Genomic DNA, 24,197 nt, shown 5'->3' with positions numbered 1-24,197 from the left:
CAATGACGGTCAAAGGTGTCAAGCATACTAGCAATGATATTCGATAGGAATCACACTAAATAGCAGGCAGCCTCTCAAAAGCACCCTGCACGGCGAGCGCTATCGTCTACTATTGCCGTATGTTAGTCACACACACCAGCATGCAAATGTAGCAGCCAGATCGCTGACCCGCTCTACTATAACAAAAACTATCGACAGTGCCCATGTGTAAATGCGCGTAAATTCGTCAATATTGGCAAACAGAGGCAATATGGCAGCGATGCACGGCAAAACTATGAAGGAACATCCACTCAAAACTATGTTACAGTCTAAAACTGATAGCAAATAGCACTATAAAGTAGAAAATTACCACGTAACTGAACACAATCTGTTTTTGATCAAAAAGGATATCTGATGAGCGCATTACAACAGCTTCGTACCATGACCACCATTGTCGCTGATACTGGTGACCTTGCCGCCATTGCGCGCTTAAAACCTATCGATGCGACCACCAATCCAAGCCTCATTACCAAAGCACTCCTCCATCCTGACAACCAAGGCATGCTGTCAGAAACCATGAGTCGTCATAATGGCAATATAGATGCAGTGATTGACGCGCTGACCATTCAGGTTGGCTGTGATATTTTAGAGCTTATTCAAGGCCGCGTCTCTACCGAAGTGGATGCTCGTTTGTCTTATGACACTCAGGCGACGATTGATAAAGCCTTAGTATTTATGGAAGCTTACCAAAAAGCAGGGGTTAACTCAGAGCGCGTATTAATTAAAATGGCCGCGACATGGCAAGGGATTGAGGCAGCACGCTATCTTGAAACCCAAAATATTCACTGCAATTTAACGTTGTTATTTGGACAGCATCAAGCAATTGCCTGTGCCGATGCAGGTGTGACATTGATATCGCCTTTCGTTGGTCGTATTTTAGACTGGCAAAAACGCCAACAAAATCGTCAAAACGTGCCCGCTTCTGATGATATGGGCGTGCAGTCTGTAAAGCGCATTTATCAATACTACAAGCAGCATAACTATAATACGCAAGTGATGGGCGCAAGCTTTCGCTCGACTGAACAGATATTAGCGCTAGCAGGGTGTGATCTATTGACCATCGCGCCTGACCTTATCGACGCGCTGGCAGCGATGGATACTGAGGTGATACAGCAACTGTCACCTAGCATGTCATTAGATGTAGCCGACATGAAACGCGTGAGTCTAACGCGAGAGGAATATAGTAGCGCCTATCAACAAGACACGGTTACACAAGATTTATTACCAAAAGGTATCGACGGCTTTATTGGTGCTCGTGATGAGCTTGCTCAGATGTTAGCAGCGATGCGTCATTGATATGAGCGTCGAGCGTTATAAACAGTGATGAGTATGATCAACATTTTACAAACCTCAGTCGCAGGTTATAAAAGAAATTTGCCTGCTAATAGTAAGTTGGCTATCATGGCTCACTTCTCACAACAAGAAGCAAGGCTTGATTATGAAACGGCTATCAGTGTTATTAGTGGGTGGTGTTCTAGCAGTCAGCACGCATGCAGTGAACTGGTCAAAAATATCAGAAAGTCCTACTGGATCAATTTTTAGCTTAGACTTGGACTCTATTGAAAGCTCCGACATCAATATCATAGACGAAAAAAATGTCGAAAACATCACCGTATCTATCCGCAGAACATACCCTGCACAAAAAGATGAAACAAAAGTAGATAAGGAAGGTAAAGAAAAAGCGATTCATCATAGCGATCAGCAATTGCTCATCTCTTGTAAAGACGCCAGTTACTATAAACGCGCTTACGTTAACTATGATGCCAATAATAAGGTATTAGAATCTTGGCAATCAGAAAAACCCATATTAACCACCAAAGATTTTAAGATAACCAAGCCAAAAACGATTAGTCGTATGCTAATAGAACAGGCGTGTAAAACTTACCTTACCAGCAAGACAAGTAACGTACGTTAAGACAAAGCAAATACAGGCAATTAAAAAAGCGCGCTAAATTCATTCAGCGCGCTTTTTTAATTGCCTTATTTCACGCTATTCACTAAGCGTTGCCAGTTTTAAGCCTTTAAAACCGTATAGACAGGCACTGGAAATTCGCCATGCAAATCAACCAAATCTAGCAATACTAACGCCCCCACCACGGTATGGTCTGCCGATTTACACAGCTCATAAGCGGTGGTTAAAGTGCCACCTGTGGCTAAAATATCATCGACCAATAGCACGCGCTCAGGCGGTAGATTGTTTTGCATCTCAAGAGTATCTTTACCATATTCTAGAGCATACGCTTTATTGGCAACGGGCGGTGGCAGCTTACCGGGTTTACGTAGCAAAATCATCCCTTTGCCCAATCGACCTGCAAGCAAACTTGCAAAGACAAAACCACGCGCTTCAACTGCCCCTAGACAATCTACCTCGTCCATCACACCTTCAGGCAGTGCGGCGAGCAATGCATCTATCACCTCATTAATATGACTGCGCAGTAACGGCGTAATATCATAAAAATCAATGCCGACTTTCGGGAAGTCTGGTACTGTGCGAATCACTTGCCAGAAGGGATGATCCGTATTGAGCTTATTAGACGACTCATTTTCGACATTTTTAGATGTAGCGGCAGCATTAATGCTCATGGTAACCCTTAGCGTATATGACTTAGATAATGTAATTTAGATAATAATATATCAACGATAAATGATGGCTAATATTGTGAATTTAGCGGCGCTTATTATAACATAATTGATAGAAATATCGCAGTTGCGCACGTAAGCGTACAGGTGCTTACTGACAGACAGAAGACCTAAACCCCTTGATAAAAACCAATCAATCTCAATATACAAGTGTAAACTTAACGACGAAAATCACGGTTATATGCTAAACTATGTGCGCTTTTACAGTCTCATTTAACGGCTGTGGTTGCAAGTATGCACGTCAAAAACACCCTGTAACACGGATTATAAACACTGATAATGCTCGATAGGACTATTTATGAAACGTTATGAATGTATCGTCTGCGGCTGGATATATGATGAAGCACTCGGCTGTCCCGAAGAAGGGATTGCGCCAGGCACTAAATGGGATGACATCCCTGATGATTGGACCTGCCCAGAGTGCGGTGTGGGCAAGCTTGATTTTGAGATGCTTGAGCTGTAATAGACGACCCTCTAATTAGGACACTTCATGACAACATCGAATGACATCAAACCATCGGCAACCCTACAAGAAGACTTAGGTGGCTACCCTACTCCTGAGTGGCAAAAGTTTGGCGCGCACCAATGGCGAGACTCTGACCTTAGCAAGCATCTGTATCAATCAATGATTGATATCGGCGATGGCATTGAGCTGTGTGTTGAGGCAGGTGGCAATCCTAATGATCCACCACTGCTCATGATTATGGGACTTGGCTCACAGATGATATTTTGGCCAGATAATTTTATCAAGCGCCTTATTGATGCCGGTTTTTTTGTCATTCGTTTTGATAATCGTGATATTGGTCTGTCTTCTAAAGTGCAGATTGATGGACTACCGCGTATCAGTCAGCTAAAAATGATGATGCGCCTGCAAACGGGGTTGTCCAATAAAGGTACGCAAGTGGCTTATAATTTAACAGATATGGCAGAAGATACCGCTCGTTTGATTAAGGCGTTGCAGTTGGGGAAAACCCATCTGATTGGGGCTTCGATGGGCGGCATGATTGCGCAAATCGTAGCGGCACGTTATCCAAGTTTAGTACAGCGCATGGCGTTGATGTTTACCACGACCAACCGTGCATTTTTAAAACCACCAAAACCTAGGCAGCTATATACCCTGATCAACCGCCCTGAAAGTCATTCTGAGCGCGATATCGTGCGCCATAGCGTGTGGTTTATGAAGACAGTCGGTACGCCTGGGCATGTCAACGTACGTATGGTGCGTGAAATTGCCAAATTGCGTTATCAGCGCAACTTTCATCCGCTCGGCACGGTACAACAGCTCAATGCTATCTTGGCATCAGGCTCTATTAGCAGGTTTAGCAAGCAAGTCAAAGCGCCGACTATCGTACTGCATGGTAGCGCAGATGGACTACTGCCCGCCTCACAAGGTCGTGTGGTTGCCAAGACCATTCCGAATGCCAAGTTTCATTTAATCGAAGGCATGGCGCATGATATTCCTGAATACTATCAACCTTATATGGTCGATTTAATCAGCAATCATTTATTAGACGAATAATTTTAGTTGTCACACAATTCATAAAAAAGAGCGTAAACCCTATGAATCAATAGTAGGATTTACGCTCTTTTTTATGCTGGATATTTTACCTAGGTCATTAGATCATGTAGGTCTTTATATTTGGACGCGCCGCTTAATCACAGCCCACTCCTGTGCCCTCTTTATCGATACACATTTTATTGCCGTTTTTTAGATTGCCAATCCACGCTTTACCACCAGTAAAGGTGAAGGCGGGTTTGCCTTGATAAAGATCACCAGCTGACACACCGCTATTGGCAAAGCGAAAAGGAATCACCAACTCGCCACCAAGATTAACAAAGCCCCAGTTTTCATCGATGCGCACGCCAGCCAAGCCTTCGGCAAAGGGACGCACCTCGTCAAAAGAATAGGTAATCATGGTCACATTATTATCATCGATAAACCCCCATTTGCCATCTTGCTGACGCGGTTGTAGCATCGTAAAGCGATTGGGAAGTGTCTGGTTGGATGAGGATGCATTGCCATTAGCGCTGGCAGGTGCTCGTGGCGTCGTGGATTGCTCGTTGTTACTACCATTTGGGTCACTGGTCGTTTTGCCGTTTTCATCAATCCAACTGATCGCTTGATTTTTACGTACACGGGCGACACCATTTTGGTAATCATCAATGTCACTAATCACGGACGAAAACGGCACGATGGTTTTATTACTAGTAGTAATGACCCCATATTTACCATCCTGCTTTACCACGATACGCCCGTTAGAGACGGGACGCGCCCAACCCTGTCCTTCTTTAAGCACATCATACATCGCAGGCACTACTTCACGACCTTGCATATTAAGATAACCGACATGACCGTTGCGCAGTACAGGCAGTAGACCTGCCGATATCTTACTGGCATCAACTTTTTGATAACGTGATAAATCAACGACGCTTTTGCCCTTACTATTCATCAGAGCAACTGGCGCGCCGAAATCTTTTGTCGCCAAAAAATAGCCGCTATTTGCCGTACAAGCCACGTTTTTATAATAACTTTTTGGAATTTTGCAACTGGCCGCTTGTACGCTTGGCGCCATAAATAGCGTAATAGCAAAGATGGCGATAGCAAAACCAGATGTCGATAGTCGTTGTTGTAGGGATAATGAACGTCGCAACATAGATGAACCTAGGCTAATGGTATTGAAGTACTTGAGGTAAAGACTAATAAGAAACTATCCTGTTTTATTGTGCCACTACAGAGATTATAAACCACTAGATTAGCAAATAGTGATATCTACGCCAACATCGTTCCTGTAAGAATGTCTCCACCATATATTCGTATTGTTATAGATACTTTCTTATATGAGTGAAGCTTAAGGTCATCATTGATTTTATACCTAGCATATACAGAGATAAAACCTGATATCGTGATAATAAATCAAACAATAAGCATAAATGATAGTTTGACCATTTCATTTTAGCGTCAAAACCTAGACAATACGGCTTGTATTAGCGTCAGTATTCATTGGCGTTATCGTTGATACAGTAAGATAAAATAATAATATGGATATAAGGATATTGTATGGCGATTGCTTCTTCACGCTCTGCCTCTACTGGGTTGGTCATTGGTTGTATTATCTTTGGTCTGGGTAGTTTGATTGTCGCTCACGTTGATATTGGCGGTTGGGCAATGGCATTTTGGCGCTTGGCTATTTCAGGTGTCGTATTCGCTGTATTGGCCAAAATCATGGGACAGCGTCTACCCCGCTCAAGGCGCGCTATTTTTTATGGTTTATTATCAGGTGTCTTTTTAGGCTTAGATCTGGCGCTCTGGCACGAGAGTATTTATGCGGTCGGCCCTGGTATCTCAACTTTATTGAATAGCCTACAGATTTTCTTTTTAGCCGCCATTGGGTTTTTATATTTTAACGAACGCCAATCTATATTGCAGCTCATCAGTTTGTTTTTAGCCATGTTTGGTGTGGCCATGATAGGCAGTCCTGAGTTTGCGCATAACAGCGCTGCCACTTGGGGGTTCGTCACTGGTATCGTCTCAGGGGCAATGCTAGCAGCATCGATGACTTTTATCCGTAAGACGCATGATACTGAACCCACACCTATATTTATGCTGATGCAGCTGATTAGTATCGGTGGTGTATTGGCGATGATTGTTCCTATGTTTGTGTTTGATATGGGTCATATTTTACCAAACACTTGGTCTGAGATTGGCTGGGTGCTCATCTACGGTACGGTGATGCAATGCTTGGCGTGGGGGCTAATTGCCTATTCCATTCCTAAGCTGTCTTTGGCGTTAACTGGATTATTATTATTATCAGAACCTATTGCCGCATTGGTCATTGATTATAGCTGGCTGGACAAACCAATTAATAGCTTACAGTGGAGCGGTGCTCTGTTGACCATGTTTGCAATCTATTTGGGCTCACTGAAACCTAAGCCGCGCGCCCTACGACGTTATCGGTTTTTCTCAAAATTTTACAAGCGAGACTACAAGTAGCTTTTATTCTGCATTTTTATCGTGCACTTGCTGCCACTCCATAAAAAGCGCCCATGCTACCGATAGCATGGGCGCTTTTTATGGAGTGATATACGCTGTTATCGTCGTTATCTGATAGGTATAAAACCTCAGCATCATAAAAGCTGATTACTTAGCCAATGATTGATGAGCAGCCTTCGCTTCAGATCCTTGGTTAAATAACGCATTTAAGACAATCGCTGCCAAAGTCGCCGTACCGATACCGCCCAAATCAAAGCCGCCTAAATGCAAACTAAAGTTACCGGTACCCATAATAACGGTCACGGCCGCGATAATTAGATTGCTGTTTTTGCTAAAGTCGATACGACTGTCTATCCAAATTTTGACGCCTGCAATAGCAATCAAACCGAACACCACAATGGACGCACCGCCCAATAAAGCGGCTGGTATCGTCTGAATGATGGCACCAAATTTCGGTGATAGCCCTAACAAAATAGCTACCACGCCTGCCACGACAAATATTGTTGTGCTATACACCTTAGTCACCGCCATCACACCGATGTTTTCAGCATAAGTCGTCACACCAGTACCGCCAAATCCTGCTGAAAAGGTGGTTGCCAAACCATCAGCAAAAAATGCTCGACCCATATAAGGCGTGACACGAGCTTTGGTCATACCTTCGACAGCCTTAAAATGCCCTAAGTTTTCAGCCACCAAAATAAAGGCCACAGGCGCAATCAGAATAATAGCACTCATCTCAAAGCGAGGCGTATGGATACTAGGTAAGCCAAACCACGAAGCAGCTGCCACACCACTAAAGTCAATCGCCGTACCAAAACCCATGACGTTGGTCATGATAAAATAGGCAAAATAGGATAATATTAAACCAACCAGTAATAGCAGACGACGCAGCATACCACGTGTAAAGACAGCCACACCACTGATGAGTAATACGGTCAAGGTAGCCATCCAAGCATCAAACTGATTGGCAGACACCCCTTGAATGGTCACTGGCGCTAAGTTGAGACCAATAATCATCACAATAGCACCAGTAACGATAGGCGGCATCAAACGCTCAATCCAGCCAGTACCCGTTTTCATCACCAGCAGCCCAATTAACGCATAAATGATACCGCAAGCCATGATGCCGCCCAAAGCGACATTCAAATTACCATTGAACCCTGCGCCTGCATAAGCTGTCACAGCGATAACGGGACCAATGAAAGCAAAACTTGAGCCCAAATAGCTCGGCATGCGCCCACCAGTGATCAGAAAAAACATCACCGTACAGATACCTGACATCAAAATGGCTAAGTTGGGATCAAAGCCCATTAACAGCGGCGCAAGCACGGTCGCACCAAACATCGCAAAAGTATGCTGTACACCTAATAGCACGCTTTTTGACGGTGGCAAATATTCATTGATACCGACTGGATCACGATCTAAATCGCCTTGATACGGACGCCATGTCGGAAACCAGCGTCCATTTTCAAAGTCTGGATTGTACGGAGGACTGATCGCCGCAGCCTCTAATCCAGGTTCAGCAGATGGTGCTTGAGCGCTGTTTTCTAAAGGCGAGGAAGGGTCTTTTTGAGAGGGCATACACGCTTGTCCTATGTAAACTGGGCTAAAATAATAGACAACAGTAAATGAAAAATAAAAATTGCTTTAAATCAGGGCATCAATCGGCAAGAATATGTGGCTAGAAATTATAATAACGAGTAAAATCCGCATCTTTTCATTTATAATATGTCGCCCTGACTCATTCATTTATGTTGCAATATGGCAAACCAAAAGTATTATTTGGTATGATGACCATGTTTTGGTAGATGTATGTGGTCGGATATGTTTAACTAAAAAACGGTTATGGTCGCTTATGACTCAGTGTACTCTGCAGCGACAATCAACTTACAGGATGTTACATAGCCATTAGCTCCGAGCATGATAGCGGAGTTTCAAAACAAATAAAAGTTATTATTCAATCACCATTTTTCCTCTTTTGCGTTAATACTTCCATGGGCGGTGCTTCCTCTATACCTTTGTCGGTGCTATAAGCGAGAGCTGCCTGTTATATTCTCAATGAAAGTGCCTAAAGCAGCTATACAACATGTTAGTGCACTTAAAAAACTTGGTAAGTTATTATGATTAGTGTTTTTGATTTATTTAAAATCGGTATTGGCCCATCAAGCTCACACACGGTAGGACCCATGGTCGCCGCCAATCTTTTTTTGGGCTCATTAACCAAGCAAACAGAGCTGAAGGCTATTACAGGTGTTGAGATTGAGCTTTATGGCTCTTTGGCAGCCACAGGCAAAGGACATGCAACCGATACTGCTATATTGTTAGGGCTGCTTGGGCATGCTCCTAGTACGATCGATACCCGTTTGACCAGTCAATATTTGTCACCGATTTTTTCAGACAAACAGCTCAATATAGCAGGCACGCATGTTATTGCCTTTGAGACAGAGCGCGATATTCACTGGTATGACGAAACCGTTTTGCCCTACCATCCTAATGCTTTGACTATCCGCGCATTATTGACCGACGGCAGTCATTATCAACAAACCTATTATTCGGTAGGTGGCGGCTTTGTTATCAATGAAGAAGATGCCACCAATCCGGATGAAGATAACGCCACGCCGACCATTGACGCCATTCCTTACCCCTTTAATAGCGCCGCAGAATTGCTGGAGCAATGTCGTCAACACCACTTAAGCGTTAGTGAATTGGTATTGGCAAATGAATGTCATTACCGCAATCAATCAGAAGTTTTTGCTTATTTAGACTCTATTTGGGAGTCAATGCAGGACTGCGTGACGCGAGGCTGTCAAAACAGTGGCATATTACCTGGTGGCTTGGATGTAAAACGCCGTGCCCAAGCATTACATCTACAATTGTGCGCCGAGAAAAACCAACCCATTACCAAAAATGACAAACTCGCTGCCATGGACTGGATTGATTTATATGCCTTGGCGGTCAATGAAGAAAATGCCAATGGTGGAAATGTCGTCACTGCCCCCACCAACGGTGCAGCAGGTATTATTCCTGCGGTGATGCATTACTATCGTGACTTTTTATCAAGCTATAGCCAAGATGGTGCACGCAAGTTTTTGTTAAATGCGACTGCTATTGGCAGTTTAATCAAACAAAATGCCTCCATCTCTGGCGCTGAAGTTGGTTGCCAAGGTGAAGTTGGTTCTGCTTGTGCCATGGCAGCTTCTGCATTGGCAGAAATCTTGGGCGGTGATCCAGCTAAATGCCTTAATGCGGCTGAGATTGGTATTGAGCATAACTTAGGTCTAACATGCGACCCTGTAGGCGGTCTAGTGCAAGTGCCTTGTATCGAGCGCAATGCCATGGGCGCCGTCAAAGCTGTCAATGCGGCACGACTTGCTTGCCGCGGTAATGGACAGCACTTTGTCTCTTTAGATAAAGTGATTGAAACCATGAAAGTCACTGGTGCGGATATGCTAGATAAATACAAAGAAACCTCACGAGGCGGTCTTGCCGTTTATGCAGACAATCGTATCCCTACTGCCACTCATGGCGTCAGTGTAAAATATAGTCAGTGCTAGAGCGTTCTCTAAATTCGATTGACTGTTATCCAAATGGGGATACGTTCTAACATAACGATCGTTTAATATAGCTTATCCTGACATCACATTCCCAAGTATTTGCTAAAATAAAAAAGACCCCTAATTCTGTATTAGGGGTCTTTTTTATTTTGGTCAAATATGCTCATCAACTAGACATGCTCAATGATTCATTACTCAGCTGTTTTTGAAACCACTTCGTTTAGAATCCAAACTGGCTTAGCCATGTTAGTATTTTCATCCATCATGACTTCTTGGCGAACATCTAGAATATAACGATAGTTTGGCTCATAAGTGAAGCCCTGAATATTACCGTTTAAAGGTGTGTAGTTTTTCTGATAAGTCTGACGATACTGTAAGCATTCTGCTTCAACCTTAGTACCCTCAGCTGTTGACAGCTCACAGACGGCTTTCAGTGGTGCTACTTCTATTTCAAAACTTGGAATGTTAACCACTTTAACATTCATAGGTTGCCCATCGACAACCATCGTACGTTCGTTATCCATACCCATGGTAGAGCAACCTGACAGGGCAAAGGCGGTCATTACTGCTGCAAGTACTAATTTTTTCATTATTAAATCCTCAGTTAATTGTTATAAATACATTATTAATGGTTTGAGATTATTGTTTTGGACACATCATGCTGGTAAATATATTTTAAAAATATCAGTCAATTTTTGCGATGGGTGTAATACTACTGTCGATATTGAGCCAAGCAAGAGTATTCACCTGATTTAGCTTTACCGAATAAACCTATTAAGTCTCAATAATGTCGTCTATTGTTTGTTTACTGAGGTCAGTATAGAGCGCAACTCGTCTTCTGCTCTATAACTGCTTTGTAAAGTAACGTCAGCTTTTGCAACTGTTGTTAATCGCGCGTATTGAATAGTAGAGTAAATTGATACTGAGAAAAATTTACACATCAAAAAGCCAGAGTGATAGTCACTCTGGCTCAGTTATTCGTTAAACAGTATTTTACTTAGCTGACAGTGATAACCCTTAGCTACGGTAATCGGCATTAATTTTGACGTAGTCATAGGACAAATCACAAGTATAAACCGTATCGCTAGCATCGCCGCGAGCAAGGTCAATATGAATGGTAATCTCGGAGCGACTCATGACTGCTTTGCCCGCTTCTTCTGTATAGCTAGGCGCGACGCCACCATTCTGGCAAATCATGACTTCATCTAGATAGACATCCACTTGTTCCGTATCCAAGTCTTCGATACCCGCATAACCCACTGCTGCTAAGATACGACCCCAGTTGGCATCGCTAGCGAAGAACGCAGTTTTGACCAACGGTGAATGCGCGACCGCATATGCCACATCGCAGCACTCTTGGGTTGTCTTGCCACCAGTGACGTTGACGGTCATAAACTTGGTAGCACCCTCGCCATCACGTACGATTAATTGCGCCAGACGGACAAACACCTCGGTCAAAGCCGCAAATATAGCCTGATAATGCGGATGCTCTTGGCTGTCAATGATATCTGAGCTGGCAGCACCTGTGGCGATCAACACACAGCAATCATTGGTTGAAGTGTCGCCATCAACAGTGATGCGGTTAAAAGATTGTTCGTTGATGGCACTTAGCATCTCCTGTAATAGGTCAGCAGCGATATTAGCATCGGTCGCCACATAACCCAGCATAGTTGCCATATTAGGGCGTATCATACCTGAGCCTTTCGACATACCTGTCACATGATAGCTAACACCCGCCACGTCGATTTTTTGGCTAGCGAGCTTCGGAATCGTATCTGTGGTGCGAATACCATTCGCCGCGGCAAGCCAATTATCAGCCCCCAAATTGGCAAGTGCATTATCTAAGCCTGCGATGATCGCATCGCTATTTAATGGCTCACCAATGACACCCGTCGAGAATGGCAATATTGCATTACTATCCACGCCAGCCTTACTCGCTAGGGCTGCACAAATATCAACGGCGCGACGTTTGCCATCAGCACCCGTCCCAGCATTAGCATTACCTGTGTTAGTGACCAAATAACGCGGACTGGCCTTGGCAAAATGCTCACGCAACACCCGTACAGGTGCTGCACAAAAGGTGTTTTTGGTGGTCACAACCGCAGTGGTCGCGGTATCAGCGATCTCAATCACTACTAAATCATCTCGGTCTTTATAGCGTACGCCTGCGGCAGTGGCGCTTAGCTTGATTCCTTCGATAGGATAAATAATATCAGGTACTGCAACATTTCCGACTGCCATGGTTTAATCCTTATTGTAAAATTTTTATCATTATTTATAACGGATGATGCGATAAACACTGAGGTGCGTTGAGCCTTCAACAATGACGCTACTGCTGGTGAAGTATCAAACGCGACCTATATAAATATTACCGTTTTTTTAAATCAAATGCCGACCAAATTGGCGCATGATCAGACGGTTTTTCCATCGCCCGTAGCTCATAACTAATCCCAGCATCAACACAGGCTTCAACAAGATCCGAGCTGCACAAAATATGATCGATACGCAAGCCACGTTTCGGCTCATCATTGAACCCACGACTGCGATAATCAAACCAGCTATATAGCTCTGTGCTCTCTGGATAATGTAAGCGATAGGTATCTGTCAGCTCGCGTGACATCAGCGCCGCATACCACTCACGTTCTTCTGGTAAAAATGAGGTCTTTCTATTCTTCAACCAGCGCTTAGCATTGACGTCGCCAATGCCAATATCAGTATCTTCTGGGGCAATATTCATATCACCCATGATTATGAGCGAGCGACCTTCTGCTCTTAGGGTATCGATATACGCCATCAAATCAGCATAATAAGCGCGCTTCATCGGGAATTTGGTCGGATGGTCTTGGCTCTCTCCTTGTGGAAAATAGCCATTGAGCACATCAATCTCACGACCATCAAATTCATATCGTGCATGAATAAAACGCTTCTGTGCCTCGACATCTTCGCCAGGGAAACCTTTTTGCACAAATATAGGTGCAACCTTGGATAGTAGCGCCACACCATAATGGGCTTTTTGACCAAAGTACTCTACGTGATAGCCCAGACTCTCTATATTCTCTAGGGGGAATTGCTCATCATGTACTTTTGTTTCCTGTAGACCCATCACATCAGGATCGATCACTTCTCGCACAGCCTCAAGCTGATGTTGACGTGCGCGAATACCATTGATATTAAAACTGACAAAACGGGTCATAAATTATCCTATACTAATTGATGAAAATACGGTGCTAATATAAAGAAATGGGCTATGAAAGTGCACAATCCGCTATCATAACAGACGTCGACCGACCTAACTGTTGCGCGCCCTGATATCTTAAGCTAGAGTAGTTGTGGTTAATATGGCTGCTATCAAATTTTGGCCATCGAATCATGAACATCGAACAATATTTATTAAAACAATGACCGAGCATCTTTATGATAAAAAATAACAGCAAAAATACAAACACAGTGGCAAGTGTAGACGGCGAATATACGCCATTGTTTACCAAAAATTATAACGTCTATATTAACCATACTGATGCCGGCGGTATAGTCTACCATGCCAATCATTTGGTGTTTTTTGAAAACTGCCGCCGTGATTGGTTTGGGGAACTGAATTTGAATGGGTATTTTTTGCAGACTGACGATGGAGAAATTCAGCATTTTGTCGTCAGTCAAGCAGACTTGCAATACAAAAGAGCTATTTTGTTAGATGAAGTCATCAGTGTGCGCATCGATAAAGTCGAGTTAAAACCTGCCAGCATTATCTTTTACCAGAGCATTTATCGTCACAGCCCAGACAGCCTTTCTTCTGATTATGCTAATAGCAATGCTAATGCTAGCAGCTTATTAAGTAGTGGCAAAATCGTCATTGCTTGTGTGCAAAACCAAGTCAAAACCAAACCGCTATCCAATAGTAAGGCAGATACTGCGGTTGCTAGTGCCACGCCCATGCGCCCTATTCGTGTTCCAAAGCATTTACGCGATGCCATTGAGCAAGCGATCCACGAGCAGCTGAATGCTTAGTGGCTGGATAATTAGTAGTTAGATACTTAATGATTGGATATTTAGTGGCTGAATAATTGGCGATAATGACTTATGCATCTTCATAATAATAAACCGATACTGATATTCGAGAATATTCAGGTACATAGTAAACGTACAGCCAGCATACCTGCCTATAATGATAACAAGGTTGGCGATAAAAGTATTAATAACAAAAATATGGAAGCCATAGAAGCCACAACATCTGCGCTATCTACCATTTATCAAAGATGGATCAGCAAACTAAGACCAAACACTGTCTCTCAGCCAATCATACCTGCTCATCAACGATTATTAATCGATGGCGCCACAGGCAGGCTGTTAGCAGGTCAAGTAACCGTGTTGACAGGCGGTTCTGGTAGTGGTAAATCGGTATTATTACGGGTATTGGCTGGACTATTGCCAATGAGCGGCGGCAATGTGCGTTTGCGCCGTGATGACCAATCAACCAGTAGTGCTTATTGTAGTATCCATGATACTGCACCGATACAGTGGCGCACGCACGTTGCCCTACTCGCCCAGCACCCACAATTATTAGAAGGCAGTGTACTTGAGAACTTGCAAATGCCTTATCAGCTACAAGCGCATCAGCACCTTGACTTTGATATCGACTGGCATATCGCACAGCTTGAGCAATTGCAACGCAGCGCTGACTTTTTGCAGCAAGAAGTCTATCATCTATCGGGCGGCGAGCGGCAACTGGTCAACACGTTACGCCTCTTACAATTGAACCCACGGGTGTTGTTACTAGATGAGCCTACCGCTGCCCTAGACAGTGACACTTCAGCCCAGCTCGTACATCTACTCACAAACTGGTTACAGGCAGATAGGCGGCGTACATTACTATGGGTAACTCACGATACGCAAGACATCATGCCATTGGCCGATCGGCATTGGCAGATGCAAGCAGGGGTATTAACTGAGATATTCTAACGCTGAGCTAAGCCTGTCATGTCACTCTTTAAAATGATCTTTCTTAACAAAGTCGTATTAGGGTCTATCTTATATTCGTCATTTTATATAGTGAGCCACGATGAGCGGTACAGATGACATACAAATATTTTTAACTTACGGTGATATTGCCCTTGCCAGCAGCTTAATCATCATCGTTCTTATTATCTCTTGGCGGCTGCGCTTACAGCTGACCAAAACGCTTTTAACCGCGGCTATCCGCACGGTGCTCCAGCTTAGTTTTATCGGTTTGATATTGGCATGGATTTTTGCCCGTGAACAGTGGTATGAAGTCCTGTTAATTTTGACCATCATGACCTTGATTGCAGGTGCTGCTGCCAAAAATCGCGTTAAACGTAGCTATAAAGGTTTGTTAACTGACACTCTGCTAGCAGTAAGCGTTTCGGCTATATTAGTCACTGCGATAGCCATCATGATTATTTTAAAGGTACAGCCTTGGTACACACCGCAATTCGTCATTCCTATCTTGGGGCTGATATTGGGCAACTCGCTCACCGCTATCTCATTGACCAGCAACCAGTTGATTGAATCCTTTCATGAGCAGCAAGGACGTATAGAGATGATGCTCAGCCTATCTGCTCGCCCATTTGAAGCGGTACATGAACCAATACGCGCTGCCATTGTCAATGGCATGACTCCGACGCTGAACTCTATGCTAGTTGTCGGTATTGTTAGCTTACCAGGGATGATGACTGGTCAAATATTGGCTGGCGCTGACCCCACTCAAGCGATTCGCTATCAGATAGTCACTATGTTTTTGATATGTGTGAGCAGTACGCTCGGTTGTACAATCAGCGCGTTACTCATTTATCGACGCTTTTTTAATAAAAACAAGCAGCTGATATTGCCTTTATAGCATTCAGCATGACTAAATCTCAAATGAACTTCTAGGGCTTGTCCTCATTTAAAAAGGGAGATAAAAATGAGATAAATTGTCGTCAAACAAGGAAAGTAGCGCAAATAATATCGAGATATTAATAAGCTATTTGACGATGTTTGGCAAAATTTAGCCATTTTTAGGCCATTTAGAAAGTAATCGATTGAATTGAGGACAGGCCCTAACACATCTTTGGTTGATATATTAATTTTGGCTGCGATGATTTTTTAATTGACGCCTTGATTTTTATCAAAATTTATACTCATCCAGTGGCAAACAGGGACGCTACCTATTCATGTTAAATTATATATGAATCGTATTTCTCAGCTTTATTTATGCACTGCTCAGTATTCCATACTAGTATAGTATTTGATGGCATTCATGCTACTGTATTGCTTAAATGTATAATTATTTTCTGATACCTTAGTGTTAGATAGATAACAGGTAGAGCTTATTTAAGAGTAAAAATGCTTTTATGATTAAGCTATCTGTCCGTTCAATTGACTTAATTATCTGCCTAATAATAGTTAAGTCCTTTTGGACGATGGCAACAAAACCTAGCAGCCAGTCAATAGATAAGGATATTATCACTCTCAGCGGCAAACGGTTTACGTCAGCGCTGATGTGTTTATTGACACGGATATGGCTGCTTTACTACAGAATTTACCCTATTTCAAACTTCAAGGACGCTGACTATGACGCCGAATAAACCTTGGCTTGCCCATTATCCTAATGGTGTACCAAAGACCATCAACCCCGATAGATATAGCAGCATCATGGAGCTGTACGAAGAATGCTTTGAGCGCTTTCGTCTGCACCCTATGAGTATCTGTATGGGCGTGACGCATACCTACGATGATGTTGATAAAGCTTCGATTGCCGTTGCCGCATGGTTGCAGGCGCAAGGTCTGCCTCAAGGCAGTGTGGTTGCACTCATGATGCCAAACGTTCCGCAATACCTGCCAACGATGATTGGTATTTTGCGGGCAGGCTACGTTTGTACCCCTGTTAACCCACTGTATACTGGTCGTGAGCTGCGCCATCAGTTGAACGACTCGGGTGCTCAGGTTATTTTTGTGGTCGATAACTTTGCCCAAGCGCTTGAACAAGTCATTGATGAAACCCATATTAAGCGGATTGTCCTCTCAAAAATGGGCGACATGATGGGGTTAAAAGGTATCTTGGTGAATACCATCATCCGTCAGGTCAAACGCTTAGTACCTAAGTACAAACTGAATGACCCTAAGCACGAAGTGACCAAGTTCCCTGATGTGCTGAAGAAAGGCAAAAGCCTGCCGTTCCACAAACCAAAAATGCAGTTAGATCAAAAAGCATTTTTACAGTATACAGGTGGCACAACAGGACTATCTAAAGGGGCTATCTTAACGCAGCGTAATATCGTCGCCGCGGCGATGCAATCAGAAGCATGGACCAAACCGATTACGTCAGAGATTAATGAGGTCTATATCAATATGGTCATGGCGTTACCGCTCTATCATATTTTTGCCTTTATGCTCAGTCTACTCGGCATGCGCTCAGGCTACACCTTTATCTTGATACCTAATCCACGTGATATACCAGGATTTATTAAAACGCTGTCAAAACAGCCGTTCCATATATTGCCAGCGGTTAATACCTTATTTAAAGGCTTACTTGATCATCCCAACTTTAAAGAGTTAGACTTTAGCTCATTACGCATCTCACAAGCAGGTGGTATGGCAGCAACTGAGCAGACAGCTGCTCGCTGGTTGGAAGTCACTGGTTGCGCCATGATTGAAGGTTGGGGTATGACAGAAGGTGTCGCTGTAGGTACCGCTAACGTCATCACTGATCGCAAGTTTAACGGTACGATTGGCGTCCCTGTTCCTAGTGTCGATGTCATTGTCATCGATGATGAAGGCAATCGCGTTGGTGTCAACGAAGCTGGTGAGATGTGTGTAAAAGGTCCTAACGTAACCTCAGGTTATCTTAACAGAGACAGTAGTGATGACTTTACGGCAGATGGCTACTTTCGCACTGGCGATATCGTCAGCATGGATGAAAAAGGATACTTTAGATTATTAGACCGTAAAAAAGACATGATTTTGGTTTCAGGCTTCAATGTCTTCCCAAATGAGGTTGAATCAGTGATGCTAGATTGTGATGGTATTATTGATTGTGCGGTGATCGGTATTCCCGATGAGCATCAAGGTGAAGCAGTCAAAATTTATATCGTCCCTGCCGATAACAATGTCACCAAGGAAGTCATTAAAGAATTTGCATTGGACAATATGACTGGCTATAAATGCCCGCGTCATATCGAATTTGTCAGTGAGTTGCCAAAGAGTAATGTGGGTAAAGTACTACGTCAAAAACTGCGTGAAAAGCATATGTCGGACAACCCACAATTGTAAATAAAAAAATCATTATCAAAAGCGTTTTACATCATATGTAGAGCGCTTTTTTTATGTGAATCTATCACTCTTATACAGAAAATCATTACTTTGTAACTATAATGTTAATGCTTTTACATAACAACTTTTTCTACAAACTAGATGATTCTTATCATGATTCATAAATTTCCAAGTAAAATGCCGTTCGCACCTTGTTGCTAACCGCTTATCCTCTATATGGTTACAACATATATTTTTTGCTTTATCAAACTTAATTATAAACTATCAAGTTCTTGTATAAAAATAACAATATCAATTGTAGTTATGTTAATGTGTTGCCAAAATAAGTCACGCTATTTTTTATTAGTGTGAGTCGATAGTCGTTCAATTCAGATCAGTTTATGAGCAAGTGGTGCTTTTCTTAGTAAGGATAATAGTAACCAGCTGTTTACTGTATTTAGACCACTGCTTTTTATAGTGAAATGAGCTTGTAGTTAAATAATTTATATAGAGGTCACCGTATTTTAGCAGTCTGTGAATCGATAGGATAGCACGCGACAATCCATTGCTCTTAAGGCGATGATTTATATTGTTGACAAGGATGTGACTACTCTTTTATAGAACCTTAACGTATCACAACATTTAAGGACGCTAAGTATGACAGTAGATAAGCCTTGGCTGGCGCAATATCCAGAAAACGTACCCAAGACCATTAATCCTGATCAATATGAGAGCCTCATAGAGCTGTATGAGGAATGTTTCAATCGTTTTCGTATGCATCCTATGACTATTTGTATGGGTGTCACTCATACTTATGGTGATGTGGATAAAGCCTCACTGGCCGTTGCCGCATGGTTACAAGCGCAAGGCATTCCTAAAGGCAGTGTGGTCGCACTCATGATGCCAAACGTGCCGCAATATCTGCCAACGATGATTGGTATTTTGCGGGCAGGTTATGTGTGTACCCCAGTTAACCCACTGTATACCGGTCGTGAGCTGCGCCATCAGTTGAACGACTCGGGTGCTCAAGTTATTTTTGTGGTTGATAACTTTGCTCAAGCACTCGAGCAGGTAATCGAAGAGACGGATATCAAACGTATTGTCCTATCGAAAATGGGCGATATGATGGGATTAAAAGGTATTTTGGTCAATACGGTAATCCGTCAGGTCAAACGCTTAGTGCCGAAATATAATCTTGACGATCCTAAATACAACGTTACCAAGTTTCCAGATGTGCTGAAAAAAGGTAAAAACCTACCGTTTCAAGCACCAAAAACGGCTTTGCAACATAAAGCGATTTTGCAGTATACCGGTGGTACCACAGGATTGTCTAAAGGCGCGGTATTAACTCAGCGTAATGTCGTTGCTGCGGCCATGCAGTCAGAAGCATGGTTTCGCCCTGTTACCTCAGAAATTAATGAGGTTTATATCAATATGGTCATGGCACTGCCGCTGTATCATATTTTTGCTTACATGCTTAGCCTGCTTGGCATGCGCTCAGGTTACACTTTTATTTTGGTACCAAATCCGCGTGATATGCCTGGATTTATCAAAACTTTATCCAAACAGCCGTTCCATATTTTCCCAGCGGTTAATACTTTGTTTAAAGGCTTGCTTGATCAGCCAAACTTTAAAGACCTAGATTTCAGCTCACTTCGTCTCTCGCAGGCAGGTGGTATGGCAGCAACCGAACAAACAGCGGCGCGTTGGTTAGAAGTGACAGGCTGTCCGATGGTTGAAGGTTGGGGTATGACTGAATGTGTAGCAGTCGGCACCAACAATATCGTCATTGATCGTAAATTTAATAGTACGATTGGCACGCCTGGTCCAAGCGTTGATATTATTGTTATCGATGAAGATGGCAAAGAAGTAGGCGTTAATCAGGCAGGCGAGCTGTGCATCAAAGGTCCAAATGTCATGTCGGGCTACTTTAATAAAGACAGTAGTAGCGACTTTACTAAAGAGGGTTATTTCCGTACGGGTGATATCGTCAGTATGGATGAAAAAGGTTACTTTAGATTATTAGATCGCAAAAAAGATATGATTTTGGTCTCAGGCTTTAACGTCTTCCCAAATGAAATCGAGTCGGTTATGCTTGATTGTAAAGGCATTATTGAGTGTGCAGTCATCGGTATTCCTGATGAACATCAAGGTGAGACGGTAAAAATATATATCGTCCCGGCCGATAATAACGTCACTAAAAGTGATATTAAAGAGTTCGCTATCGATAACTTGACCGGCTATAAATGCCCGCGTCATATCGAGTTTGTCACCGAGCTACCTAAGAGTAATGTCGGCAAGATACTACGTCAAAAATTGCGTGAAAAACATATGTCAGATAATCCGCAAACCTTGTAGTCGTTAAGACTCTCAGTAGTTAAGACTTATAAGTTTCAAAAAATAAAAGCCCACTATATACAATGTAGCGGGCTTTTTGTTGCGTTAATTTTTCTTGACTAATTTTGACATTAATAACAACACAACCGCTATCAGCTGACTCTATTGACCACTTGTAATGGCAAATGCTTCATCGCTTGACCGACAATCGACCATGGCAGACTTGGCACGCAAGCTTCGTCTACTTCTGCCTCAATCGCAGCAACGATCGCTTTGGTGCCTGTTTCTGCATCTACTTCAAACGGTAAAGGTTTGGCATTTTCATTAATTTCAGTACGGATATAACCTGGATAAATGGTCGAGACTTTAATGGGCAATTTGGTTAATAACATATCAGCACGAATGCCTTCTGCCAGATGAGCCAAACCCGCCTTACTTGCACCATAAGCGGTCAAATGCTTAGGCAGTCCACGCATTGCTGACATGCTTGATATCACCACCAGATGACCGCTGTTTTGTGCGCGGAAAATATTCATCGCCGCTTCACATTGCGCGAGCGCAGAGACAAAGTTAATCTCAACGGTGCGTCGGTTGGTATCGAAGCGCCCTTTACCAATACGGCGACTATCCCCGACGCCCGCATTGACCACCACACGATCGATATGACCAAAGTCAGTTGCGAACGCATCAAATACATCGAATATGGCATCATAGTCGCTGACATCTAATGCTCGATATTCAACACGAATATCAGGATACGCTGCCATCAACTCTGCTTGTAGACTTCCTAGACGGTCGGTACGACGCGCGCAAATCGCTAAATTATAGCCAAGCTTGGCAAACAATCTTGCCATGCCTTCGCCCAGTCCTGAGCTGGCACCCGTGATTAATACTGTTTTACCACGACCAATCTGCTGCTTATTTAAACCTTTTAGATAGCGCGCAGGCTGAATCGCGCTAAATAGCTGATTTTTACTTTGTTTAGCGCTTTTGGTGACTAAATTGATCAATTTATTTTGCATAGAACGTCCTGTTTACATCCATATTATATGAAGCTGACAGTCTATAATATCGCAAATTGATAAGTGCGGCTTGTCTGTTATAAAAATACACAAAAAGTACTCAACAGTTATCATAACTGATTCTAATAACATAAAAATCGGCTACGTGTTTAGAGCAGCCATTTTATCCTGATGTTAATCACGGCTTAATTATGACCTTGATATCTCACCGGCTATCACATGCTATGTTATCGCCACGTCACGAAGCGTTTGCCATCAGCAAATAAGTGACTGTATTCATTTAAAGACAATAGCCGTGTACTCTGCGCTTTTAAAGTAATAGACGTCACGCCCGTATTAACTAAGCTTTTATTAATTTGATACGCAGTCTGACTGCCTTGTTGTAATAACTGCGCGGTAATAGCCGAAATAATGCCGCCCGAAGTAAACACCAGCACCGTACTATCACGCTCTAAATTCAGATTGGCCACTTGCAAACGCACTTGCTCAAGCGCTTGTTTTGCCCGCTCATTAAATTGTGACCAGCTCTCAATATAATCACCGTCATTCCCACCTGCATGCCAGCGCTGCATCGCAGCATCAAACAACTCCGCTAAACGCGTAGATGGCACTTCTGCTTGCGCAATTTCAGCCGCAATAGCACCTTTACTCATGAAAGCAGGATTAGAATTTATAAACACGTCTTTATGATTAAATTCATCAAATTGTGGCAGTACATAGCTATCCGGCGCACTTATATCGATCGCAGGCTTACTAGAGATATTGCTATCGGTATCAACAAATGACTGATAACGCTGCCAAAAATGATGTGCAGAGTCTTGCTGCCTAACCAAACTACCAGTAAAAATCGCATCGATTCGACGCTGAGTCGTCGCGTAATGCTGACCTAGCATCTGCGCTTGAATACTGCCTAGCTCTGAAAGCTGATCATAATTTTCTTGTCCGAATGACGCTTGACCATGACGGGCCAAAAGTATGGTTGTCATAAAATATTGCCTTATTAATCGCACTCTTATAATTTTTAAAAGCCCTAGATTTTTAATTTTTAATTTGCTTACTCTTCAGCTTTAGGTGCGCTTTGTCCAAAATAGCTCTTTGGTAAGATACTTTTAATAACAGCCTGTATAGGACTTGGCAACTGCTCAATCATCGCAGCATCAACACCCATATCTTGCAAATGCGGCTGTACTCGGTTAGTAAACAAAATCTCACCTTCATATTGAGCAATCAGTTTAAGACATTTGGCATGTAATACGTGCACAATAATCCAGAAATTTTTAAAGGCTGGATTGGTCGTTTGTTTATGATAGTAGCGATAATAAATTTGCTGAACAATACCCGCTAGACGGAATAACCCAAACACTTCATAAAACGTCCAGTTGTCTATCTCTAGACCTGTCTGCTCAAGATAATAAGCAACCACCTCATTGCGAGTCATCATGCCTTTTAAATGGGTGGGCTGACGGCGTGACTGCTGCATAATGATATTGTCATCTTCTTCAATCCAATACGCCAATGCGCTGCCCAAATCCATCAAAGGATCGCCCAAGGTCGCCATTTCCCAGTCGAGTACGCCGATCACCTTGGTCGGATCTGCTGCATCCAAAATCACATTATCAAAGCGCCAATCGTTATGAATGAGGCAAGTCTTACTGTCAGCAGGCGTATGCTTACCGAGCCATTGACGTACTAAGGCAAAACTTGGGACGTTAGGCGTTTTGGCTTTGACATAACGCTTGTCCCAACCTGCCACTTGGCGCTCACAGTACCCTTCGCCGCGACCTAAATTGACCAAATCAGGATGGTTTTTATAATCGACTTGATGCAGCTCAATCAAAGCATCGATGACATTGGTACATAACTCGCGTGTTTGCACTTCGTTTAAATCAACGCCTTTTGGCAAGTTAGCCCGCGGAATAATACCTTCCATTCGCTCCATGACATAAAAATCTGCGCCAATAACGTCTTCGTCAGTACACAGCGCGACCATTTTTGGTACATAGGGATAAGCATCTTTTAAAGCTTTTTGCACGGTATATTCGCGCACCATATCATGTGCCGATTTGGCTTTGGTGCCTTTTGGCGGACGGCGTAAAATCAAATCTTGGCCGTCACCTTCGCCTTCATATTGTAGCCGGTAAGTCCAGTTTGAAGCGCCACCTGAGAATTGGGTAACGGTTGGATCGCCCTCTACGTCAACGCCTTGCTCGCGTAGCCAGTCGCTGACCGCTTGCGCGTCAAGCTCTTCGCCCTCGCGCACTTCGCCGCCTTTATCTAAAACTTTATTAACGGTTTGATTGTCAGCATCAGTATGGTTGGCATGATGTTCAGTTGCCATAAGACATTCCTTATCGTGTGGTCGTTTATTTT

General features: G+C 43.1%; 20 protein-coding genes. 11 read left to right on the top strand and 9 right to left on the bottom strand.

Features of this window, described 5'->3' with window-relative positions; all coding sequences use genetic code 11:
* Nucleotides 1–393 precede the first annotated feature (393 nt).
* On the top strand, nt 394–1,335 hold the full coding sequence (locus JMX95_RS05255; RefSeq protein WP_045454919.1) for a transaldolase: 942 nt from the start codon (nt 394–396) through the stop codon (nt 1,333–1,335).
* Nucleotides 1,336–1,477: 142 nt separating this feature from the next.
* Nucleotides 1,478–1,954 (top strand): hypothetical protein, encoded by a 477-nt coding sequence (locus tag JMX95_RS05250; RefSeq protein WP_045454922.1) that lies wholly within the window; start codon nt 1,478–1,480, stop codon nt 1,952–1,954.
* Between the two features lie 98 nt (nt 1,955–2,052).
* Here the strand turns inward: JMX95_RS05250 and JMX95_RS05245 are convergent, their stop codons facing one another.
* Entirely contained in the window at nt 2,053–2,622 is a 570-nt protein-coding gene (locus JMX95_RS05245; protein WP_055124107.1) for an adenine phosphoribosyltransferase, read from the bottom strand.
* 355 nt (nt 2,623–2,977) lie between these two features.
* Between JMX95_RS05245 and JMX95_RS05240 the strand changes: the two genes are divergently transcribed.
* Nucleotides 2,978–3,142, top strand: coding sequence for a rubredoxin (locus JMX95_RS05240; RefSeq protein ID WP_011280463.1), 165 nt, complete (start codon nt 2,978–2,980; stop codon nt 3,140–3,142).
* Nucleotides 3,143–3,169: 27 nt separating this feature from the next.
* Nucleotides 3,170–4,198, top strand: coding sequence for an alpha/beta fold hydrolase (locus JMX95_RS05235; protein ID WP_201501339.1), 1,029 nt, complete (start codon nt 3,170–3,172; stop codon nt 4,196–4,198).
* 133 nt (nt 4,199–4,331) lie between these two features.
* Here the strand turns inward: JMX95_RS05235 and JMX95_RS05230 are convergent, their stop codons facing one another.
* Nucleotides 4,332–5,252: a WG repeat-containing protein gene (locus JMX95_RS05230; protein ID WP_372815323.1), complete on the bottom strand. Its 921-nt coding sequence runs from the start codon at nt 5,250–5,252 to the stop codon at nt 4,332–4,334.
* 485 nt (nt 5,253–5,737) lie between these two features.
* Here JMX95_RS05230 and JMX95_RS05225 point away from each other — a divergent pair, with 485 nt between their 5' ends.
* Entirely contained in the window at nt 5,738–6,670 is a 933-nt protein-coding gene (locus JMX95_RS05225; RefSeq protein WP_201560196.1) for a DMT family transporter, read from the top strand.
* 147 nt (nt 6,671–6,817) lie between these two features.
* Here the strand turns inward: JMX95_RS05225 and JMX95_RS05220 are convergent, their stop codons facing one another.
* The gene (locus JMX95_RS05220) at nt 6,818–8,251 is read right to left on the bottom strand and encodes a solute carrier family 23 protein (protein WP_201560195.1); all 1,434 of its coding nucleotides are present in this window, start codon (nt 8,249–8,251) and stop codon (nt 6,818–6,820) included.
* A 539-nt stretch (nt 8,252–8,790) separates the two neighbouring features.
* Here JMX95_RS05220 and JMX95_RS05215 point away from each other — a divergent pair.
* The gene (locus JMX95_RS05215; RefSeq protein WP_201560194.1) at nt 8,791–10,224 is read left to right on the top strand and encodes an L-serine ammonia-lyase; all 1,434 of its coding nucleotides are present in this window, start codon (nt 8,791–8,793) and stop codon (nt 10,222–10,224) included.
* A 191-nt stretch (nt 10,225–10,415) separates the two neighbouring features.
* On the opposite strand, the gene JMX95_RS05210 is transcribed toward JMX95_RS05215, so the two are convergent.
* From JMX95_RS05210 to xthA, 3 genes are all read right to left on the bottom strand, one after another.
* Nucleotides 10,416–10,814, bottom strand: coding sequence for a DUF4377 domain-containing protein (locus JMX95_RS05210; protein ID WP_087815288.1), 399 nt, complete (start codon nt 10,812–10,814; stop codon nt 10,416–10,418).
* Between the two features lie 427 nt (nt 10,815–11,241).
* The gene (argJ, locus tag JMX95_RS05205) at nt 11,242–12,465 is read right to left on the bottom strand and encodes a bifunctional glutamate N-acetyltransferase/amino-acid acetyltransferase ArgJ (protein WP_201560193.1); all 1,224 of its coding nucleotides are present in this window, start codon (nt 12,463–12,465) and stop codon (nt 11,242–11,244) included.
* A gap of 127 nt (nt 12,466–12,592) precedes the next feature.
* The gene (gene xthA, locus JMX95_RS05200) at nt 12,593–13,417 is read right to left on the bottom strand and encodes an exodeoxyribonuclease III (RefSeq protein ID WP_201560192.1); all 825 of its coding nucleotides are present in this window, start codon (nt 13,415–13,417) and stop codon (nt 12,593–12,595) included.
* Between the two features lie 221 nt (nt 13,418–13,638).
* Here xthA and JMX95_RS05195 point away from each other — a divergent pair, with 221 nt between their 5' ends.
* The 5 genes from JMX95_RS05195 to JMX95_RS05175 all read left to right on the top strand — a co-directional run bounded on the left by JMX95_RS05195 (nt 13,639) and on the right by JMX95_RS05175 (nt 20,826).
* Nucleotides 13,639–14,229: an acyl-CoA thioesterase gene (locus tag JMX95_RS05195; RefSeq protein WP_201501346.1), complete on the top strand. Its 591-nt coding sequence runs from the start codon at nt 13,639–13,641 to the stop codon at nt 14,227–14,229.
* Nucleotides 14,230–14,301: 72 nt separating this feature from the next.
* The gene (locus JMX95_RS05190) at nt 14,302–15,180 is read left to right on the top strand and encodes an ATP-binding cassette domain-containing protein (protein ID WP_201560191.1); all 879 of its coding nucleotides are present in this window, start codon (nt 14,302–14,304) and stop codon (nt 15,178–15,180) included.
* A gap of 100 nt (nt 15,181–15,280) precedes the next feature.
* Nucleotides 15,281–16,075 carry an ABC transporter permease gene (locus JMX95_RS05185; protein ID WP_045454933.1) on the top strand — a complete coding sequence of 265 codons (795 nt, stop codon included), beginning with the start codon at nt 15,281–15,283 and terminating at the stop codon, nt 16,073–16,075.
* A 716-nt stretch (nt 16,076–16,791) separates the two neighbouring features.
* Nucleotides 16,792–18,489 carry an AMP-binding protein gene (locus JMX95_RS05180; protein WP_045454936.1) on the top strand — a complete coding sequence of 566 codons (1,698 nt, stop codon included), beginning with the start codon at nt 16,792–16,794 and terminating at the stop codon, nt 18,487–18,489.
* Between the two features lie 636 nt (nt 18,490–19,125).
* Nucleotides 19,126–20,826: an AMP-binding protein gene (locus JMX95_RS05175; RefSeq protein ID WP_201560190.1), complete on the top strand. Its 1,701-nt coding sequence runs from the start codon at nt 19,126–19,128 to the stop codon at nt 20,824–20,826.
* Between the two features lie 131 nt (nt 20,827–20,957).
* Here JMX95_RS05175 and JMX95_RS05170 read toward each other — a convergent pair whose 3' ends face one another.
* The 3 genes from JMX95_RS05170 to JMX95_RS05160 form a co-directional block, all read right to left on the bottom strand.
* Complete coding sequence (locus tag JMX95_RS05170; protein ID WP_227675975.1) at nt 20,958–21,827, bottom strand: SDR family oxidoreductase; 870 nt, start codon at nt 21,825–21,827, stop codon at nt 20,958–20,960.
* Between the two features lie 227 nt (nt 21,828–22,054).
* Entirely contained in the window at nt 22,055–22,813 is a 759-nt protein-coding gene (locus JMX95_RS05165; RefSeq protein WP_045454940.1) for a histidine phosphatase family protein, read from the bottom strand.
* A 68-nt stretch (nt 22,814–22,881) separates the two neighbouring features.
* Nucleotides 22,882–24,165 carry a phosphotransferase family protein gene (locus JMX95_RS05160; protein WP_201560189.1) on the bottom strand — a complete coding sequence of 428 codons (1,284 nt, stop codon included), beginning with the start codon at nt 24,163–24,165 and terminating at the stop codon, nt 22,882–22,884.
* Between the last annotated feature and the right edge of the window lie 32 nt (nt 24,166–24,197).

The organism is Psychrobacter sp. NC44 (assembly GCF_904846655.1).
Taxonomy (GTDB): domain Bacteria; phylum Pseudomonadota; class Gammaproteobacteria; order Pseudomonadales; family Moraxellaceae; genus Psychrobacter.
The sequence above is the reverse complement of the archived record's forward strand: the minus strand, read 5'-3'. Positions and strand labels throughout refer to the sequence as shown.

Coding starts and splice junctions, on each gene's coding strand:
- JMX95_RS05255 (WP_045454919.1), top strand. CDS start 394: ATGAGCGCATTACAACAGCTTCGTACCATGACCACCATTGTCGCTGAT.
- JMX95_RS05250 (WP_045454922.1), top strand. CDS start 1,478: ATGAAACGGCTATCAGTGTTATTAGTGGGTGGTGTTCTAGCAGTCAGC.
- JMX95_RS05245 (WP_055124107.1), bottom strand. CDS start 2,622: ATGAGCATTAATGCTGCCGCTACATCTAAAAATGTCGAAAATGAGTCG.
- JMX95_RS05240 (WP_011280463.1), top strand. CDS start 2,978: ATGAAACGTTATGAATGTATCGTCTGCGGCTGGATATATGATGAAGCA.
- JMX95_RS05235 (WP_201501339.1), top strand. CDS start 3,170: ATGACAACATCGAATGACATCAAACCATCGGCAACCCTACAAGAAGAC.
- JMX95_RS05230 (WP_372815323.1), bottom strand. CDS start 5,252: ATGGCGCCAAGCGTACAAGCGGCCAGTTGCAAAATTCCAAAAAGTTAT.
- JMX95_RS05225 (WP_201560196.1), top strand. CDS start 5,738: ATGGCGATTGCTTCTTCACGCTCTGCCTCTACTGGGTTGGTCATTGGT.
- JMX95_RS05220 (WP_201560195.1), bottom strand. CDS start 8,251: ATGCCCTCTCAAAAAGACCCTTCCTCGCCTTTAGAAAACAGCGCTCAA.
- JMX95_RS05215 (WP_201560194.1), top strand. CDS start 8,791: ATGATTAGTGTTTTTGATTTATTTAAAATCGGTATTGGCCCATCAAGC.
- JMX95_RS05210 (WP_087815288.1), bottom strand. CDS start 10,814: ATGAAAAAATTAGTACTTGCAGCAGTAATGACCGCCTTTGCCCTGTCA.
- argJ (WP_201560193.1), bottom strand. CDS start 12,465: ATGGCAGTCGGAAATGTTGCAGTACCTGATATTATTTATCCTATCGAA.
- xthA (WP_201560192.1), bottom strand. CDS start 13,417: ATGACCCGTTTTGTCAGTTTTAATATCAATGGTATTCGCGCACGTCAA.
- JMX95_RS05195 (WP_201501346.1), top strand. CDS start 13,639: ATGATAAAAAATAACAGCAAAAATACAAACACAGTGGCAAGTGTAGAC.
- JMX95_RS05190 (WP_201560191.1), top strand. CDS start 14,302: ATGCATCTTCATAATAATAAACCGATACTGATATTCGAGAATATTCAG.
- JMX95_RS05185 (WP_045454933.1), top strand. CDS start 15,281: ATGAGCGGTACAGATGACATACAAATATTTTTAACTTACGGTGATATT.
- JMX95_RS05180 (WP_045454936.1), top strand. CDS start 16,792: ATGACGCCGAATAAACCTTGGCTTGCCCATTATCCTAATGGTGTACCA.
- JMX95_RS05175 (WP_201560190.1), top strand. CDS start 19,126: ATGACAGTAGATAAGCCTTGGCTGGCGCAATATCCAGAAAACGTACCC.
- JMX95_RS05170 (WP_227675975.1), bottom strand. CDS start 21,827: ATGCAAAATAAATTGATCAATTTAGTCACCAAAAGCGCTAAACAAAGT.
- JMX95_RS05165 (WP_045454940.1), bottom strand. CDS start 22,813: ATGACAACCATACTTTTGGCCCGTCATGGTCAAGCGTCATTCGGACAA.
- JMX95_RS05160 (WP_201560189.1), bottom strand. CDS start 24,165: ATGGCAACTGAACATCATGCCAACCATACTGATGCTGACAATCAAACC.